Genomic DNA, 18,704 nt, shown 5'->3' with positions numbered 1-18,704 from the left:
CGCGGAAGGACCGCCGTCCGGGCCCCACGAGGGTGGGCCCGGACGGCGAGCACGTACGGCCGCCCCCGGAGGCCCAGCGCGCCGAACACGCACGCCCGCCCCCGCTCGGCAACCCGGCGCGCTGAACACGTACAGTGACGACGAGGCCCACCCGCAGGCACACCGCTTCCTGTACGTCATGTCGCCGTTACCGGCCATTCAGACGCCCTTGCGACGCTCGCGGGATGCAGCCAGCTGTGCCCGCCCCCCGCCGCAACGGGAGAGCCCGGGGAAACGCCACTCAGGGCTCCCCCGGCCGTGACCCGGGGTTTCCCGGGCCTTCCGCGATCTTTCCGGGCTCCGACGCGCCTGAGGAGCGCTCAGCGCGGAACAATAGGTCCATGAGCCAGCAGCCCAGCTCCGAGGTCCCGGTCCAGCCCGCCGCCCAGCCGTCCGTCGGTTCACTCGCCGCACACCGGCCGCACGCCACCCCCGCCTCCCACGGGGTCGGCTTCTCCACCGCCGCCGATCTGGATCCCGATCTGGACGCCGACGCGGACGCCTACGAGCCCGACCGGGACGGCGACGAGCTGCCCCAGGGCCGCTTCCTGGACCGCGAACGCAGCTGGCTCGCGTTCAACGAACGGGTCCTGGAGCTGGCCGAGGACCCGAACACGCCCATCCTGGAGCGGGCCAACTTCCTCGCCATCTTCGCGTCGAACCTGGACGAGTTCTTCATGGTCCGGGTGGCCGGCCTCAAGCGCCGCATCGCCACCGGCGTCGCCACCCGCTCCGCCTCCGGCCTCCAGCCCCGCGAGGTCCTGGACCTCATCTGGACCCGGTCGCGCGAACTCATGGCCCGGCACGCCGCCTGCTACCAGCAGGACATCGCCCCGGACCTGTCCGACGAGGGCATCCAGCTGATCCGCTGGCCGGACCTGACCGAGAAGGAGCAGGCCCGCCTGTTCACCTTCTTCCGGCAGCGCGTCTTCCCGGTCCTGACCCCGCTGGCCGTCGACCCCGCGCACCCCTTCCCGTACATCTCCGGGCTCTCCCTCAACCTCGCCGTCGTCGTCCGCAACCCGGTCAGCGGCCACCGCCACTTCGCCCGGGTCAAGGTCCCGCCGCTGCTGACCCGCTTCCTGGAGGCCTCGCCCCAGCGGTACGTCCCCATCGAGGACGTCATCGCGGCCCACCTGGAGGAGCTGTTCCCGGGCATGGAGGTGCTGGCGCACCACATGTTCCGGGTCACCAGGAACGAGGACCTGGAGGTCGAGGAGGACGACACGGAGAATCTTCTCCAGGCCCTGGAGAAGGAGCTCATGCGCCGCCGGTTCGGCCCGCCGGTGCGCCTGGAGGTCGAGGAGGCCATCGACCCGTACGTCCTTGACCTGCTGGTCCGCGAGCTGAAGGTGTCCGACGCGGAGGTCTATCCGCTGCCCGGACCGCTCGACCTGACCGGGCTGTTCGCCATCGCCTCGCTGGACCGGCCGGAGCTGAAGTTCCCCAAGTTCATCGCGGGCACCCACCGGGACCTGGCCGAGGTGGAGTCCGCCTCCGCGCCCGACATATTCGCCGCCCTGCGCGAGCGCGACGTCCTGCTCCACCACCCGTACGACTCGTTCTCCACCTCCGTCCAGGCGTTCCTGGAGCAGGCGGCGGGCGACCCGGACGTGCTGGCCATCAAGCAGACGCTGTACCGCACCTCCGGCGACTCCCCGATAGTGGACGCCCTCATCGACGCCGCCGAGTCCGGCAAGCAGGTCCTCGTCCTCGTCGAGATCAAGGCCCGCTTCGACGAGCAGGCCAACATCAAGTGGGCGCGCAAGCTGGAGGAGTCCGGCTGCCACGTCGTGTACGGCCTCGTCGGGCTGAAGACCCACTGCAAGCTCTCCCTCGTCGTCCGCCAGGAGGGCGACACGCTGCGCCGCTACTCCCACGTCGGCACCGGCAACTACCACCCCAAGACGGCCCGGCTGTACGAGGACCTCGGCCTGCTCACGGCCGACCCGCAGGTCGGGGCGGACCTCTCCGACCTGTTCAACCGGCTCTCGGGCTACTCCCGCCGCGAGACCTACCGCCGCCTCCTGGTCGCCCCGAAGTCCCTGCGCGACGGGCTGATCGCCCGGATCAACAAGGAGATCGCCCACCACCGCGCCGGCCGCCCCGCCTACGTGCGGATCAAGGTCAACTCGATGGTCGACGAGGCGATCATCGACGCCTGCTACCGGGCCGCCCAGGCGGGCGTCCCCGTCGACATCTGGGTGCGCGGGATCTGCGCGATCCGCCCCGGCGTCGCCGGGCTCTCCGAGAACATCCGGGTCCGCTCCATACTCGGCCGCTTCCTCGAACACTCCCGGGTCTTCTCCTTCGGCAACGGCGGCGAGCCCGAGGTGTGGTTCGGCAGCGCCGACATGATGCACCGCAACCTCGACCGCCGGATCGAAGCCCTGGTCCGGGTCACCGACCCCGCCCACCGCGCCGCACTCAGCCGACTCCTGGAGACCGGTATGGCCGACACCACCGCCTCCTGGCACCTGGGCCCCGACGGGAACTGGACCCGGCACGCCACGGACGCGGACGGCCAGCCGCTGCGGCACGTCCAGGAAATGCTCATCGACGCCCGGAGGCGCAGGCGTGCGACGCCCTGACCAGCAGACGACGACCCGGCCGACGCCGGACGCGGCCCCCGGCACCCCACCGGACGCGCCGCCCGCCGAGGCCACGGGAGTGGGGGCACACCCCCCGGAACCGGGGACACAGGGCCTCGCCGAGGCCACCGGACCGGGGGCACAGCGCCTCGCCGACGCCACGGGACCGCGGACACGGAGCCTCGCCGACGCCACCGGTGCGGCTCGCCCCCCGGACCCCACCGGCTCCCGCCCCACCGGGGACCTGACCACGGAGGCGGTCCTCGCGCCCTACCTCCGGGGGCAGGCCGCCGAGTTTCTGCGGAGCCTGCGCCTGCACCACGAGCACAGCGCCCCCGCGGAGTCCGGCGGCCGCGACGCCGCGGCCGCCACCCGCGCACTGCGCCGCTCGGCCCGCCGGATCAGCGGCTGCCTGCACACCTTCCGGGCCGCGCTCGACCCGCTCTGGGCCGATCAGCTCCGCGCCGAACTGGCCTGGCTCTCCGGCATCCTCGCCCGCGAACACGCCTACGCGGGCCGCCTCACCCGGCTCGTCGAGGCCCTGCACCAGCTCTCCGGCCCCGCTCTCCCCGCAGCCCGGGGCGTCCGGGCCGCCGGGGACAGCGCCGCCTCCGACCTCCAGGGCCGCGCCGCCCTCGGGGTCGGCGCCGCACGGGCGGGGGCCCTGCTGGAACGCCGCCTCACCCTCGCCCGGACCCGGTCCCACTCCGCGGCCCTCCAGGCGCTCGGCTCCTCCCGCTTCCACGCGGTCGCCGACGCCGTGGCGCTCCTGGCCTCCGACGTCCCCCTGGCTCCCGGCCCCGCGGGCCGGACCGCCGAGGCCCTCATGGAGCCCGCCGAACACGCCGAGCAACGCCTCCTCACCGCCGTGGCCGCCCTGCCGCCCGACGACACGGAGCCGTACAACGAGGCACAGGACGCGGCGTGGCACCAGACCCGCCTGCTGCTGCGGCTGCACCGGTACGCCCACGAGGTCGTCCTCGGCGCCGCCGACCCGGCCCTGACCGGCGCGGGCCACGCCCTCGACCTGCACCGGGACGCCGTGGAGGCGGCCGGGGCGGCGGCAGCGGCGGCCCGCACCCCCCGGATCGCCCCGGCCACGGCGTACGCGCTGGGCGTGCTCCACGCGGACCAGCGCCACGAGGTGGAGGCGGCACGGGCCGTCTTCCGGGAGACCTGGCCGTACGCCGCGGCCCTGAGCACCCCATGAGCGGGGACCCGGGGGCCACCGGGCCCGTGAAGGACCGCATGGGCCCCGTCCGGGCCGCGGGCTGCGTGCTGTGGCGCCGCGCCCCGGACGGGGCCGGGGTCGAGGTCTGCCTGGTCCACCGGCCCCGTTACGACGACTGGTCCTTCCCCAAGGGCAAGCTGAAGCGCGGCGAGGACCCGCTGGCCGCCGCCGTACGGGAAGTGCTGGAGGAGACCGGCCACCACTGCGCCCCGGGGGACCGGCTGCCGACCTCCCGCTACCCGGTGGACGGCCGGCCCAAGGAGGTCGCCTACTGGGCGGCCGAGGCGACCGGCGGCTCCTTCACGGCCAACGACGAGGTGGACCGCATCCTGTGGCTGACCCCCGACGCCGCCCGGGTCCGGCTCACCCAGCCCCGCGACGTCCGGCAGCTGACCGCCCTGCTGGACACCCTCGCCGCGCCCTGACCTGCGCTCCGGCCCGCCCTGCACCACCTTCCGCAGCCGCGCCCCGATCGCGCTCGGCACCGCGCCCCGGCCACCGCCCCGGACCGGCCCGCACCCACCTGCCCGACACGGTTCACCTGCCGTTCACCCGCCCCCGTCGGCGGCTTCACCTGTTCTGCCTAATTTCGGACGTACACGGTGCGCGGCGGCAAGCCACAGCACCGCTCCTCATCGCACGCCGTCGTAGAACGAACTGACCACGGCGGCTCCTGGAAGGAACACCCGAAAGTGAAGCTTCAGCGCAAGAACCGGCTTCGTGCCACCGCGCTCGGTGCCCTCGCCGTCTCCGGCGCCCTGGTCCTCACGGCGTGCGGTTCGGACGACAACACCGGCGGCGGAACGGCCGGGGCGGGCGAGAAGACGACCGCCGCCTCGGACGTCGACTGCGGCAAGGCCAAGGGCCAGCTCCGCGCCTCCGGCTCCAGCGCTCAGAAGAACGCCATGGACCTCTGGGTCAAGAACTACATGGCCGCCTGTGACGGTGTGCAGATCAACTACAACTCCTCCTCCTCCGGCGAGGGCATCGTCGCCTTCAACCAGGGCACCGTCGGCTTCGCCGGCTCCGACTCGGCGCTGAAGCCCGACGAGGTCGCCCAGTCGAAGAAGATGTGCAAGACCGGCCAGGGCATCAACCTCCCGATGGTCGGCGGCCCGGTCGCGGTCGGCTTCCACCTGGAGGGCGTCGACACCCTCGTCCTGGACGCCCCGACCCTCGCCAAGATCTTCGACAGCAAGATCAAGAAGTGGAACGACCCGGCGATCGCCAAGCTGAACGACGGCGTCGAGCTGCCGGACAAGGCGATCCAGGCCTTCCACCGCTCCGAGGACTCCGGCACCACGCAGAACCTCGGCAAGTACCTCGGCGCCGCCGCCCCGAGCGACTGGAAGTACGAGGCCGAGAAGAAGTGGCCGGCCCCCGGTGGCCAGGCCGCGTCCGGTTCCTCCGGCGTCGCCGCCCAGGTCAAGCAGGTCGACGGCGCGATCGGCTACTTCGAGCTCTCCTACGCCAAGTCCCAGGGCATCACCACGGTGGACATCAACACCGGTGGCGCCACCCCGGTGAAGGCCACCTCGGAGAACGCCTCCAAGGCCATCGCCGCCGCCAAGGTCAAGGGCACCGGCAAGGACCTGGCGCTCGAACTCGACTACACCACCAAGGCCGAGGGCGCCTACCCGCTGGTCCTGGTGACGTACGAGGTCGTCTGCGACACCGGCAACAAGGCCGAGACCCTCGACACGCTCAAGTCCTTCCTCTCCTACACCGCCTCCGACGACGGCCAGAAGATCCTGACCGACGCCGGCTACGCCCCGATCCCGGCCGAGATCAACGCCAAGGTCCGCGAGACCATCGGCTCCCTCTCGTAACACCCGGGCGGCCGGGCCCCCACCGGGCCCGCCCGCCCACCGGCGCAACCCGTCACCGGCGCCCCGCGCCACCGACGTGACGCGCCACCGGCAGGCCGGCCCGGCGCACCCCTCCGGACCGGCCCGCCTCCCGCCCCACTCTCCATCCGGTGCACCGCCGCCAGGGGAGCTCACCGCTCCCCCACACAGACCGGAAAGACCATGGCTTCCACCACACCGATAGACACGCCACCGGCGCCGCCGGCCCACCGGCCCAGCCCCCGGCCCACCGGGCGCATGGGCGACAAGATCTTCCTGGGCCTCTCCCGCGGCTCCGGCATCCTGCTGCTCGTGATCATGGCGTCGATCGCCGTGTTCCTCAGCTACCGCTCCGCCATCGCCCTCTCGGAGAACGAGGGCAACTTCCTCACCACCTTCGACTGGAACCCGGCCGGCGACCCGCCGGTCTTCGGCATCGCGGTCCTGCTCTTCGGCACCGTCGTCAGCTCGATCATCGCGATGGTCATCGCGGTTCCGATCGCTGTCGGCATCGCCCTGTTCATCTCGCACTACGCGCCGCGCAGGCTGGCCGCGCCCCTCGCCTACGTGATCGACCTGCTCGCCGCGGTGCCCAGCATCGTCTACGGCATCTGGGGCGCCCTGGTCCTCGTCCCGTATCTGGAGGGCCTGAACCTCTGGCTCGACCAGTTCTTCGGCTGGACCTACATCTTCGAGAAGACCGAGGTCGGCGTAGCCCGCTCGCTCTTCACCGTCGGCATCCTGCTCGCGATCATGATTCTGCCGATCGTGACCAGCGTCAGCCGCGAGGTGTTCCTCCAGGTCCCGAAGATGAACGAGGAGGCCGCGCTCGCCCTCGGCGCCACGCGCTGGGAGGTCATCCGCCTCTCCGTCCTGCCCTTCGGACGTTCCGGCGTGATCTCCGCCTCCATGCTGGGGCTGGGCCGCGCACTCGGCGAGACGATGGCCGTCGCCACGGTCCTGTCGCCGAGCTTCATCATCTCCCTGCACGTGCTCAACCCGGGCGGCGGAACCTTCGCCCAGAACATCGCGGCGAAATTCGGAGAGGCCAACGAGGTCGGGCGCGACGCCCTGATCGCCTCCGGCCTCGTCCTGTTCGTCCTCACCCTGCTGGTCAACGGCGCGGCCCGGCTCATCATCGCCCGCCGCAAGGAGTACTCGGGGGCCAACGCATGAGCCACGCACCCACCGCCCTGCAGGACCGGAAGACGCCCCCCTCGGCGCCCCGGGGGACCAGCCTCTCCAGCCGGACGCTGCCCCGCTGGGCCCCCCTCGGCTTCGCCGCCGTCGCCATCGCGCTCGGCGTCGGCACGGGTCTGGCCGCCGGTCTGCACAGCCGCATCCAGTGGGGGCTGCTCTCGGCTCTCCTCTTCGTGGTCATCTCGTACATCGCGACGACGGTCGTCGAGAACCAGCGCCAGGCCAAGGACCGCCTCGCCACCAGCGTCGTCTGGGTCTGCTTCCTCATCGCGGTCGTCCCGCTCGTCTCCCTGATCTGGACGACCGCCAGTCGGGGCATGGAGCGTCTGGACCTCCACTTCCTCACCCACTCCATGAACGGTGTGCTCGGCGCCGAGCACACCGGGGGCGTCTACCACGCGCTGATCGGCACCCTGGAGCAGGTGGGAATCGCCACGGTGATCTCCGCGCCGATCGGCCTGCTGACCGCCGTCTACCTCGTGGAGTACGGCAAGGGCGCGCTCGCACGGGCCGTCACCTTCTTCGTGGACGTGATGACGGGCATCCCGTCCATCGTCGCCGGTCTCTTCATCCTGTCGATCATGCTGATCGTCGGCATCGAGTCGTCGGGCCTGATGGGCTCCCTGGCCCTGACCATCCTGATGGTGCCGGTCGTGGTCCGCTCCACCGAGGAGATGCTCAAGCTCGTCCCCAACGAGCTCCGCGAGGCCTCCCTCGCCCTCGGCATCCCGAAGTGGCGCACCATCCTGAAGGTGGTCCTGCCCACCGCGATCGGCGGCATCACCACCGGCGTCATGCTGGCCATCGCCCGCGTCGCCGGGGAGACCGCACCGATCATCCTGGTGGTCTTCGGCAGCCAGCAGATCAACGCGAACCCCTTCGAAGGCGACCAGTCCTCGCTGCCGTTCTACATCTACGAGCAGTACAAGGTCGGCGAGGTCGCGTCCTACGACCGCGCCTGGGCCGCGGCCCTGGTCCTGATCGCCTTCGTCATGATCCTCAATCTGGTGGCTCGCGGCATCGCCCGCTGGAAGGCCCCGAAGACCGGTCGCTGACGCGGCCAACAGCGACCCCCGAAAGAAGCAGTGATTTCCATGGCCAAGCGCATCGACATCGGCGGTCTGAACGCCTACTACGGCAGCCACAAGGCCATCGAGGACATCTCGATGACCGTGGAGCCCCGCTCCGTGACGGCCTTCATCGGCCCCTCCGGCTGCGGCAAGTCCACGTTCCTGCGCACCCTGAACCGGATGCACGAGGTCACCCCCGGCGGCCGCGTCGAGGGCAAGGTGCTGCTGGACGACGAAGACCTGTACGGCCAGGGCGTCGACCCGGTCACCGTGCGCCGCACGATCGGCATGGTCTTCCAGCGCCCCAACCCCTTCCCCACCATGTCGATCTTCGACAACGTGGCGGCCGGGCTGCGGCTCAACGGCAGCTACCGCAAGAGCGAGCTCAACGACGTCGTGGAGAGGTCCCTGCGCGGCGCGAACCTCTGGAACGAGGTCAAGGACCGCCTCAACAAGCCCGGCTCCGGACTCTCCGGCGGCCAGCAGCAGCGCCTGTGCATCGCCCGCGCCATTGCGGTCGAGCCGCAGGTCCTGCTGATGGACGAGCCGTGCTCGGCGCTGGACCCGATCTCGACGCTCGCCATCGAGGACCTGATCGGCGAGCTGAAGGAGCGCTTCACGATCGTCATCGTGACGCACAACATGCAGCAGGCGGCCCGCGTCTCGGACCGCACCGCGTTCTTCAACCTCTCGGCGGTCGGCAAGCCCGGCCGGCTCATCGAGATCGACGAGACGGAGCGGATCTTCTCCAACCCGTCGGTCCAGGCCACGGAGGACTACATCTCCGGCCGCTTCGGCTGAGCCACCCCGGCCACCACGCCTCTCCGTCCCACCCCACAGACAGCCTTGCGGTGCTGCATGGCGGTGCCACCACAAGGCGAAAGGGTCCGCCCCCGTTCTCGTACGAGAACGGGGGCGGACCCACACGTGTAACCAACCCGGTCGGATCACCGGGCACCGGCGGCTCAGCCGAAGAGCAGGAGAACCGCTCCGTAGCTCAGCGCGGCGACCAGCGCCGCGGCCGGCATGGTGATGAACCAGCCCAGGATGATGTTCTTCGCGACGCCCCAGCGCACCGCGTTCACCCGCTTGGTGGCCCCGACGCCCATGATCGCGGAGGTGATGACGTGCGTCGTCGAGATCGGCGCGTGGAACAGGAACGCCGAACCGAACATGATCGAGGCGCCGGTCGTCTCCGCCGCGAAGCCCTGCGGCGGGTCCAGCTCGATGATCTTGCGGCCGAGGGTCCGCATGATGCGCCAGCCGCCCGCGTACGTACCGAGCGAGAGCATCAGCGCACAGGCGATCTTGACCCAGACGGGGATCTCGTCGTTGGGGCCCTCGATGTCCGCGATGACCAGGGCCATCACGACGATGCCCATCGTCTTCTGCGCGTCCTGGAGGCCGTGGCCGAGCGCCATGCCCGCCGCCGAGACCGTCTGCGCGATCCGGAAGCCGCGCTTGGCCTTGTGCGGGTTGGACTTCCGGAACATCCACATGATCCCGACCATCACCAGATAGCCGGCGATCAGACCGACGAACGGGGAGATGAACATCGGGATGACGACCTTCTCCAGCACCCCGGACCAGATGACGTCCGTGCCGCCGGCCAGCGCCGCCCCGACCATGCCGCCGAACAGGGCGTGCGAGGACGAGGAGGGGAGGCCGTAGTACCAGGTGATGAGGTTCCAGATGATCGCGCCGACCAGCGCCGCGAACAGGATCCCCATCCCCTTCTGCCCCACGGGCGTCGCGATCAGGCCCTCGCTGACGGTCTTGGCGACCCCCTGGCCCAGGAAGGCGCCGGCGAGGTTCATCACCGCCGCCATCGCCAGAGCCGCACGCGGGGTCAGCGCCCGGGTGGAGACCGAGGTGGCGATGGCGTTCGCGGAGTCGTGGAAGCCGTTCGTATACGTGAAGCCGAGCGCGACCCCGATGGTCACGATCAGCGCAAAGGTGTCCACGAGGTTCAGGACTCCTTGACCGCGATGGTCTCCACGGTGTTCGCGACGTGCTCGAACGCGTCAGCCGCCTCTTCCAGCACATCCACGATCTGCTTGAGCTTCAGCACCTCCATGGCGTCGTACTTGCCGTTGAAGAGCTGGGCCAGCAGCTTGCGGTGGACCTGATCGGCCTGGTTCTCCAGGCGGTTGATCTCGATCCAGTACTCGGTGAGGTTGTCCATGGTCCGCAGCCCCGGCATGGCCTCGGCGGTCAGCTCCGCCGCCCGGGCCAGCACCTCGATCTGCTTCTCGACGCCCTTGGGGAGCTCCTGGACCTGGTAGAGGACGACCAGGTCGACGGCCTCCTCCATGAAGTCCATGATGTCGTCGAGCGAGGACGCCAGCTTGTAGATGTCCTCGCGGTCGAACGGCGTGATGAAGGAGGAGTTCAGCTGGTGGAAGATCGCGTGGGTGGCATCGTCCCCCGCGTGCTCCGCTGCCCGCATACGCTCCGCGATCTCGACTCGGGAGGCAGAATCCGCCCCGAGCAGTTCCATCAGGAGTTTCGAGCCCGTGACAATGTTGTCCGCGGACGCGGAGAACATGTCGTAGAAGCTCGTCTCCCTGGGGGTCAGACGAAAGCGCACGTGGGGTCCTCGGGGTGCTTTGGATTCGGTCAGGCTGATGCTAGGCGCATCATCCGGCCACGGCTAACCGGCGTTCTTCAGTGTCGCCCATCGGACACGTCGATCAGCACGGACCCCCGGTCACGGTTCGGCGGGATTCGTTACCATATACCCGGCAGGGGTATCAACTCGGCACGGTGCGGTGCGGGCGTGGCAGGGCGGGGCAGGGCGGCGGAACCGTCCGGCACGGCCCCCACGGCACAACAGCGGGCCCGAGGGTTCCGCATTTCCCCCTTCCGGCAGGGACACTTACCGGCAGGGACACTCAGAGGACAGCAACGGGAGGACGCAGATGACCACGACCGGGACCACGGGGACGGAATCAACGGGCGTGGCGGCCCCGGACGCGGGGGCGGCCGCCCCCGTGGACATCGTCACCGACCACGACCGCGGCATTCACGGCTACCACCACCAGAAGGACGAGCACCTCAAACGGCTCCGCCGCATCGAGGGCCAGATCCGCGGCCTCCAGCGCATGGTCGACGAGGACGTCTACTGCATCGACATACTCACCCAGGTATCGGCGTCCACCAAGGCGCTCCAGTCCTTCGCCCTCCAGCTCCTGGAGGAGCACCTGCGCCACTGTGTCGCCGACGCGGCCGTCAAGGGCGGCGAGGAGGTCGACGCGAAGGTCGAGGAGGCCACGAAGGCCATCGCCCGCCTGCTCCGCACCTGAGACGCGCGACCCCGTGAGCGGTGGCGGTGCGGAGGAAAGCGGGCGTCACCCCCGGCGAGCGGCCTGCCGGGGGACCGTCGCCCAGGACTCCGCACCGCGTACGTCGAGCACTTCGTCGATCCGGTCGGGACTGAGGCGTTCCTCGCCCGCCGCCGACGCGGCGATCATCAGCTCGCCGCACAGTTCGATCTCGGCGAGGGCCACACAGTCCTGAGCGTTCGGAGCGCTGAGCGTCACCACCTGCGTCACCTCTCTCTGCCGTCTCCCGGCCGTCACCTGCCCCTGGCACACCGGCTTCCCAGCCTAGGGAGCGCGATAGGCACCGCGCATGGCACGGACGGGCCATTTGCGCCCCCTCCCAACCGGCCCCACCACCCGGCCCGTCCCGGCCGCCCCGCCCCGCCCCGGCCCGGTCCGCCCCGGCCGCCAACACGCGACGCCGCCCGCCCCGTAACACCGACGCCGCCCGGTCCCGTCGCCCGGCCGCCCCGTCGTCGCCCCCGCCACCGTCACCCCTGCCGGATCTCGCCGGTGTAGATGGCGTCCTCGTCCGGCAGGGTCACCGTGACCGGCAGCCCGAACCCGTACAGCAGCAGTGTCGAGACCACCGACACCTCCGGGCCCTCGGCGGAGAACGTGAACCGGTGCCGCACCTTCCGCAGCCGGCCGTCCTCGTCCAGGTAGGCGTCGAACGGGACGGCGTCCTTGCTGAACCCTTTCGCCGCCGCGCTCAGCGCCCCGCGCGACTGCGGTGACGCGGCCCGGGCCGCCCGGCCCAGATCGGCGACCCCCCGGTAGTGATGCACCGTCACCCCGGCCAGCTCGGACTTCCCCGCATAGGTCACATCGGCCGCGCCGCGCAGCAGTTCGGCCGCCGCCATCGGGTCGGTGGCCCCGCCGGTGAGGAGGTTGCCGTCCTTCAGCGTGGTCGTGTCGATCCTGACCCACTTGTCGTCGGGCACCCCGGCACCGCGGTTCTTCATGTACAACGTCCCCGGGGCCAGCAGCTCGGTGATCGGCCGGTGTCCGTCCGCACCCGCGGCTTCCTCGGGCAGCACCACCTTGAGCCGCCCCAGCTGCCGGCGGAAGTCGTACGAGCCCTGCCCCCGGATCGTCACCCGCGTCCCGCCCGCCGCCGTCTCCATCGACGTACGGGTCTCCGCGCCGCCCGCCTCGACGAGTACGTCCGCCGCCTGCCCGAGCAGATCGAGCGGACGATCGGCGGCCACGGAGCGCCGCCCGGAACCGTCGCTCGCGCCGCTCCCCGCGTCCCCGCCGAAACACCCGGCGCTGACCGCGATCACTCCGGCCGCGGCGAGGGCGCGCACAGCACGGGCCCTGCCTCCGTCCCTGTACTGCTGCACCGCCATCGCCTGCCAACCCCCAACGACTACCGCCCGGCCGAGCCCTCACCCGCCCCGCATAACGACCGCCGACGCCCCTCGTCACGCGCCCCCGGCGCGTTGTGGCCCGGCGGGGGAGCGTGGGTCCCGTCACCGGGTGCGGTGCCCGGTGGGCAGCAGCCCGTACGCGGCCCCCCGTTCGCCGGCTGTGGCCAGTACCGTGGTCGGGTGCATGAGGATCTCCCCGCCCCGGCCCGCACCACCGTCCCCCGCACCCGCACCCGGACAGCCCCGGCTCCCTCGGCGGCCCCCGTCGTGGTCCTGGCCCCCACCGCCCCGGGGCCCCCGTCCGGCTCCGCCTCCGCTCCCCCGCCCGGCCCGCCTGCCGGGCACAGCGCCACGACGATCGAACGCGGCTCGTTCTGCCTGGCCCGCTGCACCTGCGGCTGGTCGGGCCCGGCGCGCAGGTCCCGGGACCTGGCCCGTACCGACGCGGCGAAACACCTCGCCACCCCCTGACCCGCCCGCTCGCGGCGCGGGGCCTGAGCACGATCCCCCGGACGCGCGGGGGCGTCCGGGGGATCGTAAGAACCGTTCGATCAGTTGAAGAGGGGGCGGGCGGGGAGAGAGAGGGAAGACGGACGGAGACAGAACCAGGCCGACCGAGATCCAGAGGACTGACGGGGGCTGACGGAGACCGACGGAGACCGTCAGGCGGCCAGGTCCTTCTCCCCCGGGTCTGCCCGTCCGGAACCGGGCCGCGGCTCGGGGATGCCCATCGCCTCGCCGTGCTCGTCCGCGTACGCGACGGGCGCGCTCTTCGACCGGACGAACCAGCCCACCCGCGGCGAGCGGGCGATCGCCGCCATCAGGGGGGTCAGCAACGCCATGGCGAGCGGGGCCAGCAGCAGGGCGACCGCCGTACCGAGGGCGAATCCGCCGATCACGTCGGTCGGGTAGTGGACGCCCATGTAGACCCGGCTGAAACCGGCGAAGAGCGCGAGGCCGATCGCGACGAAGCCGAACTTCCGGTTCGCCACGAAGATGCCGACGGCGATGCCCATCGCCAGGGTGGAGTGGTCGCTGACGAACGAGAAGTCGGTCTTGCCGTGGATCAGGACCTCAAGGCCCTCGTGGTCGTTGAACGGGCGCGGCCGTTCGACAAAACCGCGGATCGGGACGTTGACGAGGATCGCGATGGCGGCGGCGAGCGGCGCCCAGACGATGGCGGCGGCAGCCGTCACCGAGTCCTCGGCCGTCCCACGCTTGCGCATGCTCCACCAGCACCACAGGCCCACCAGCACCAGGCCGAACATGATCCCGTACTCGCCGACGAACTCCATGACCCGGTCGAACCAGGTCGGAGCGGCCTTCGCAAGGCCGTTGATGTCGTAGAGCAGACTGACGTCCGGGTTCGACCCGTCGAGTTCGAGTCCAGCCATCTGCTGCGGCCCCTTGCCTTGTCTGCTTCTTCTGCTGCGACGCGCGTCCTTGCACGCCGCCGTGGTCGAACCCCCGTGTCCGGTGCTGACCGCTAACGCACTGCACACCATCGCCGTACTGCATCACTGCTGCGACGCGTGGTCAGTGCGGACGCATGGTCGGTGCGCTGCCGTTCCCGTCCCCTGTCCAGGGAACGGCCCGGTCGTCGTGTGCGTTCCGCTCTCCACCGAATGATCACCATGACGTTATCGAAGAGTGACTCGTCATCGCAGCTCAGGGCCCAGGCTTCACAGAGAGTTCCGACCACGGCCGACTGCCCGTCAGCACCCTGGGCCGCTCCGGAAGCCCCGGACGGTACACCCTTACGGAAGGACACCGGGAACCGCCGGGCACCGCCAGGGGATGCGCGGGAGACATCCGGGAGACATCCGTCACCCCGTGGGCAGATCCGTCGGAAGGGCGGCGGCGCCGTCCTTCGTGACCCGTGTCGCACCGAAGTAGTCCGGCGTATCGATCTTGTCGAACCGGATGACCGAGCCGGTGAACGGCGCGTTGATCATATAGCCGCCCCCGACGTACATCCCGACGTGCCGGATCGCACGCGAGTTGGTGAGGTCGTCGGAGAAGAACACCAGATCCCCCGGCAGCAGCTCGTCCCGCGAGGGATGCGGGCCCGCGTTGTACTGGTCGTTGGCGACGCGCGGCAGCTCGATGCCGACGGTCCGGTACGCCGCCTGGGTCAGTCCCGAACAGTCGAACCGGCCCTGCTGCTCCGGCGTCCCGTTACCGCCCCACAGATACGGCGTGCCGAGCTTCTTCTGTGCGAAGTAGAGGGCCCCGGCGGCCTGCCGGGAGGGCGTGACGCGGCCGACGGGCCGGGCGAAGCTCTTCTCCAGCGAGCGGATGATCCTGACGTAGTTCTGCGTCTCCTTGTACGGCGGGACGCCGCCGTACTTGATCACCGCGTACGCGCCGGCGTTGTACGCGGCGAGCATGTTGCTCGTCGGGTCGCCCGGCACCTTCTTCACGTACCCGGCGAGCTCACAGTCGTACGAGGCGGCCGAGGGGATCGCGTCGGCGGGGTCCCACACGTCCCGCTTGCCGTCGCCGTTGCCGTCGATCCCGTGCGTGGCCCACGTACCGGGGATGAACTGGGCGATGCCCTGCGCGGCGGCGTGACTCTGCGCCTGCGGGTTCCAGCCGCTCTCCTGGTACAACTGCGCGGCCAGCAGCGCCGGGTTGATGGCGGGGCAGAGGTTGCCCCACTTCTGCACCAGCGGCTGGAACCGCGCCGGGACCGCCCCCTTGGCCAGCGCGACTGCACCGCCGCCCCCCGGCCCGGCGAGCCCGGCGGCGGCGGAGTACGTACCGACGACGAGCAGCGCCAGGAAGCACATGACCATGCCGACGCCGATGCCACCGAACACCCAGAATTTCCGCACCCCTCAACCATCCCCCATCGGGGCGCGCTTCAGAGCCGTTTTCGACGGTGTGTACGAGTCATCCGCGGCACACCCGGCGCACCCGAAGCACACGGGGGCGCCGACGGCTCACCGGCACCATGGGTGACGCGGCCTCAGCCGCCGTCCCCCGACCAGAAGTCGGAGCGCACGTTGGGACGGGGCAGCGGATAGACGTCCTTGTACGCCGGACCGTTCGGCTCGGCGGTGGGAGCGGCGACATCGGACTCCTTCACGCACGGGCTGTCGGCCTCCAGGAAGGCCTGTCCCTTCCCCCGGAAGGAGACGCTGACACCGAAACCGCTCTTCGTGACCGCGTAGACCGCCGGGAACTTCTCATCCTTGTTGACCGCCTTGATCCGGTAGTCGTTCTTCCGCCAGAACGTCTCCGCACGGTCCAGGAACGTCTGACGGAGTTCGGGGGAGACGACGGTCATGACGGCCCGCCGACGGGTCACACCGCAGGCGCGGGTGGTGGTCGGCCCGTGCGCCCACCGCACATCGGGGTCGATGCCCTTCAGGACGGCGTCCAGCATCGCGTCGGACTGCTCGGCAGCCTCCTGCATGTCCATCCCGCGCTCCTTCCCGGTGCTCACGCCGCCGTCGCGCGCGCTTCCGTCCTCACTGCCGCACCCGGACAGCACCACCCCCAGGGCAAGGACGACCGCGCCGAGGGGCAGAGCCCGCTTCGCTCGACTCACTTCGGTTCCTCCATCTTGAGCCGGTCGGCGTTGCCCGACACGATCAGGGCGATGCTGTCCGCGGACACGGCATCGCGTTCCGGGCTGAAGTAGTTCGAGTGCGAGTCCAGACTGACACCGCTCCCACTGACGAGCGGCGGTCCGTCGGCCACCGGGAAGCGCCGCGCCCCGAACGCCTTGCTCGCCGGATCCTTCCCGAACCACAGGTCGTCGTCGCCCGGATCGGCCAGATCGCCGCCCAGATAGGCCCCACCGGGGCCGCCCAGGGCCAGCCCGATGCCGCCCACCACCACCTGGGTCTTCGAGGGCAGCTTGGTCACCGGGTCGTTGGCGGCGGCCCCCACGAAGACGTGCTCACTGCCGACACCGAGGTCCACGGCGTGGTCGACGCCGACCCCCGGACTGCCGACCAGGATGATGTCGTCGACCCCGGGGATCCCGCCGGGCCGGGCCGCGGCGGCGCCCACGGTCCGGGACCCGTAGGAGTGTCCGATGGCCGTCATGTGCGGGTCCTTGTTCTGGTTGGTCACGGAGATCCCGCCCATGAAGTCGCGGTAGGCCGCCCCGCCCTTCTCGGCGCGCCCCGTGCCCATGACGGCGAAGTAGCCCGCCGCCCCGTCCTTGTCCGGCAGCTGCGGCGCGTCGTACCCGAGCCAGACGATGGACGCAGTCGAGTCGTCGTACCCCTGCGCCCCGATCGCGGTGTCCCGGGCCCGCCCGAGGTCGTTCTTGGCGAACTCCTCGTCGAGCGAGGTGTTGAGCCCCGGTACGTATGCCGACACGTGCTGGGAGGCGTCCGGATTGCCGAACGAGACGATGGCCCGCCCGTTGCCCTCGTCACCGATCCCGATGAGATACATGGGCGGCTTCCCGTCCTCCTCGAGCTGCCGCTCGATCTCCCGCAGCCCGGCCAGCTGGTCACGGGCCTTGTCGGTGTCGACGCCCTCCAGCTTGTCGATGAGCGCGGGGAGATTCCTGCGGTTGGCGGCGTCGCGCGCGAGGACCGGGATGCCGTCGAGATTGCCGATCCGCTCCGGGACAAGCTCGATGTACCGATCGCGCTCCTCGGGCGAGAGCCCGTCCCACCAGGCCTTGTTCCCGGCGGGCGTGGCGTTCTGCGGGATCCGCCCGCTCAGGTGCGCGCGCTCGGCGTCCCGCACCTCGGCGTCGACCCGCGCCCCGGAGCCGGGTATCGCCAGCCCGGCGCCGGCGCCGCCGACCGCCTTGTTCCAGTCCCAGACAGCGCCGACGTAGTCGCCCCGCCCCCATTTCTCACCCGCGCCCTGGGTGTCGCGCCCCCACTGGTCGACGATGCGCTGACCGCTCTCGCCCGGCCGCAGCACCGCGTCGACGACCCCTTGCACGTCGCCGCCCAGCCCGTCCCTGAGGAACCCGTCGAGGAACCCGCCGCCATGGGGGTCCGCGGGTCTACCCGCGTCGACCGGCACAAGGGAATCGCTCGGGGGAAAGGCACCGCCGCCTTGGTCACCCCCTTGGGCACCTGAAGCGTTCCCGGAGCCGACGGCGTCACCGGAGCCGCTGCCGCCGCTGCTGGCGCTCCCGGCGGTACTGCCGCGGTCTCCCCCAGTTCCACCAGCGCCGCCGGTACCGCCAGTGCCGCCAGTGCTTCCGGTGGTCGCGGTCCCTCCGGTGTCACGCGTGCCACCGCTGGTATCGGCACCGCCGACACCCCCGGTAAGACTGGACTCGTCACCACCGCCGCCGTCGGCACCAGCACCCCCGTCCGTACCGGCACCCGAAGCATCATCGTCACCGCTGCCGACACCGCTGCCGTCACCGCCGCCGCTGCCGTTGCCGCTCCCGCCGGCGCTTCCGCCGCCGGCCACGACGTCCTGCCCCGACGCCGGGCACGAGCCACCGGTGAGTTCGCAGATCGCGCTACGGATCTCTGCGGTGAGCTGCCTGCCGGTTCCGGTGGCCGTCAGCCCGCCGACGAGCGCGACGACCACGAGGACGAGGCCCAGATACTCCAGCGCGGTCTGCCCGGCGTCGCGGCGGAGCTTCATCATCCGGCCGAGGCTGAACAGCCGTTGCTCGGCCCGCTGCTCCAGACCGCTCCGGAACCATCGACGGCTCCCCGGCCGGCACAGCAGCACGATGCCGGCCGTCGGTATCACCAGCCGGGCGACACCCCCCGCCCCGGCCCCGCCGCTCAGCTCGGCGAGGGCGCCGAGGACGATCCACGCCTGAACGGCGAGAAGCCCGTACCAGACCCGGACGCCGCCCTTACGGACGTACAGCGACAGCACGAAGGCGCCGATGCCGGGTAACGACGCGTAGAGCAACAGCCCGAGGAGGTACCCGTCGACAGCGTCCACCGAGGCCGCCGTCGACAGGGCCCTGACCGCGCCCACCAGGGTGGCCACGAAGAGAACGTGAAGAAGGATCAGCACCGCCTGCAACGGCCGGGGCATCAACCGCCCCGAATCCGCTACGGCAGCGCTTACATCGAC

The 18,704-nt window shown here is 71.1% G+C and carries 17 protein-coding genes; 9 read left to right on the top strand and 8 right to left on the bottom strand.

Going from position 1 to position 18,704, the window contains the following annotated elements; translation table 11 throughout:
- Positions 1-380: 380 nt before the first annotated feature.
- The 7 genes from N7925_RS19235 (at position 381) to pstB (ending at position 8,779) form a co-directional block, all read left to right on the top strand.
- On the top strand, positions 381-2,630 hold the full coding sequence (locus N7925_RS19235) for an RNA degradosome polyphosphate kinase (protein WP_265600773.1): 2,250 nt from the start codon (positions 381-383) through the stop codon (positions 2,628-2,630).
- Positions 2,617-3,840, top strand: a complete 1,224-nt coding sequence (locus N7925_RS19230) for a CHAD domain-containing protein (RefSeq protein ID WP_274344581.1) — start codon at positions 2,617-2,619, stop codon at positions 3,838-3,840. Before N7925_RS19235 ends, N7925_RS19230 begins: the two co-directional genes overlap by 14 nt.
- Positions 3,837-4,286 carry an NUDIX hydrolase gene (locus N7925_RS19225; protein WP_274344580.1) on the top strand — a complete coding sequence of 150 codons (450 nt, stop codon included), beginning with the start codon at positions 3,837-3,839 and terminating at the stop codon, positions 4,284-4,286. Before N7925_RS19230 ends, N7925_RS19225 begins: the two co-directional genes overlap by 4 nt.
- Positions 4,287-4,553: 267 nt before the next feature.
- Positions 4,554-5,690 carry a phosphate ABC transporter substrate-binding protein PstS gene (gene pstS, locus N7925_RS19220; protein ID WP_265600770.1) on the top strand — a complete coding sequence of 379 codons (1,137 nt, stop codon included), beginning with the start codon at positions 4,554-4,556 and terminating at the stop codon, positions 5,688-5,690.
- Positions 5,691-5,891: 201 nt separating this feature from the next.
- Positions 5,892-6,884: a phosphate ABC transporter permease subunit PstC gene (pstC, locus tag N7925_RS19215; RefSeq protein WP_265600769.1), complete on the top strand. Its 993-nt coding sequence runs from the start codon at positions 5,892-5,894 to the stop codon at positions 6,882-6,884.
- Positions 6,881-7,963 carry a phosphate ABC transporter permease PstA gene (gene pstA / locus N7925_RS19210; protein ID WP_265600768.1) on the top strand — a complete coding sequence of 361 codons (1,083 nt, stop codon included), beginning with the start codon at positions 6,881-6,883 and terminating at the stop codon, positions 7,961-7,963. The genes pstC and pstA overlap by 4 nt, the downstream gene beginning before the upstream one ends.
- A 39-nt stretch (positions 7,964-8,002) precedes the next feature.
- The gene (gene pstB, locus N7925_RS19205) at positions 8,003-8,779 is read left to right on the top strand and encodes a phosphate ABC transporter ATP-binding protein PstB (RefSeq protein WP_274344579.1); all 777 of its coding nucleotides are present in this window, start codon (positions 8,003-8,005) and stop codon (positions 8,777-8,779) included.
- Positions 8,780-8,943: 164 nt separating this feature from the next.
- On the opposite strand, the gene N7925_RS19200 is transcribed toward pstB, so the two are convergent.
- Positions 8,944-9,942 (bottom strand): inorganic phosphate transporter, encoded by a 999-nt coding sequence (locus N7925_RS19200; protein ID WP_265600766.1) that lies wholly within the window; start codon positions 9,940-9,942, stop codon positions 8,944-8,946.
- Positions 9,943-9,947: 5 nt separating this feature from the next.
- Positions 9,948-10,568: a DUF47 domain-containing protein gene (locus tag N7925_RS19195; RefSeq protein WP_026290881.1), complete on the bottom strand. Its 621-nt coding sequence runs from the start codon at positions 10,566-10,568 to the stop codon at positions 9,948-9,950.
- 331 nt (positions 10,569-10,899) lie between these two features.
- Between N7925_RS19195 and N7925_RS19190 the strand changes: the two genes are divergently transcribed.
- Complete coding sequence (locus N7925_RS19190; protein WP_274344578.1) at positions 10,900-11,283, top strand: metal-sensitive transcriptional regulator; 384 nt, start codon at positions 10,900-10,902, stop codon at positions 11,281-11,283.
- 45 nt (positions 11,284-11,328) lie between these two features.
- Here the strand turns inward: N7925_RS19190 and N7925_RS19185 are convergent, their stop codons facing one another.
- Complete coding sequence (locus N7925_RS19185) at positions 11,329-11,532, bottom strand: hypothetical protein (RefSeq protein ID WP_215107999.1); 204 nt, start codon at positions 11,530-11,532, stop codon at positions 11,329-11,331.
- 260 nt (positions 11,533-11,792) lie between these two features.
- Complete coding sequence (locus N7925_RS19180) at positions 11,793-12,653, bottom strand: hypothetical protein (protein ID WP_265600764.1); 861 nt, start codon at positions 12,651-12,653, stop codon at positions 11,793-11,795.
- Between the two features lie 201 nt (positions 12,654-12,854).
- Here N7925_RS19180 and N7925_RS19175 point away from each other — a divergent pair, with 201 nt between their 5' ends.
- On the top strand, positions 12,855-13,145 hold the full coding sequence (locus N7925_RS19175) for a hypothetical protein (protein ID WP_274346610.1): 291 nt from the start codon (positions 12,855-12,857) through the stop codon (positions 13,143-13,145).
- 191 nt (positions 13,146-13,336) lie between these two features.
- Here the strand turns inward: N7925_RS19175 and N7925_RS19170 are convergent, their stop codons facing one another.
- The 4 genes from N7925_RS19170 to N7925_RS19155 form a co-directional block, all read right to left on the bottom strand.
- A complete protein-coding gene (locus tag N7925_RS19170) occupies positions 13,337-14,068 on the bottom strand; it encodes a phosphatase PAP2 family protein (RefSeq protein ID WP_265600763.1) in 732 nt (243 codons plus the stop codon).
- A gap of 432 nt (positions 14,069-14,500) precedes the next feature.
- Positions 14,501-15,496: a C40 family peptidase gene (locus N7925_RS19165; RefSeq protein WP_443032349.1), complete on the bottom strand. Its 996-nt coding sequence runs from the start codon at positions 15,494-15,496 to the stop codon at positions 14,501-14,503.
- Positions 15,497-15,645: 149 nt separating this feature from the next.
- Positions 15,646-16,230, bottom strand: a complete 585-nt coding sequence (locus tag N7925_RS19160; protein ID WP_265600762.1) for a hypothetical protein — start codon at positions 16,228-16,230, stop codon at positions 15,646-15,648.
- Positions 16,227-18,665 carry an alpha/beta hydrolase gene (locus N7925_RS19155; protein ID WP_274344576.1) on the bottom strand — a complete coding sequence of 813 codons (2,439 nt, stop codon included), beginning with the start codon at positions 18,663-18,665 and terminating at the stop codon, positions 16,227-16,229. Before N7925_RS19155 ends, N7925_RS19160 begins: the two co-directional genes overlap by 4 nt.
- Between the last annotated feature and the right edge of the window lie 39 nt (positions 18,666-18,704).

Source organism: Streptomyces sp. CA-278952, from assembly GCF_028747205.1.
Taxonomy (GTDB): Bacteria; Actinomycetota; Actinomycetes; order Streptomycetales; family Streptomycetaceae; genus Streptomyces.
This window is presented reverse-complemented; position numbering and strand designations above follow the sequence as displayed.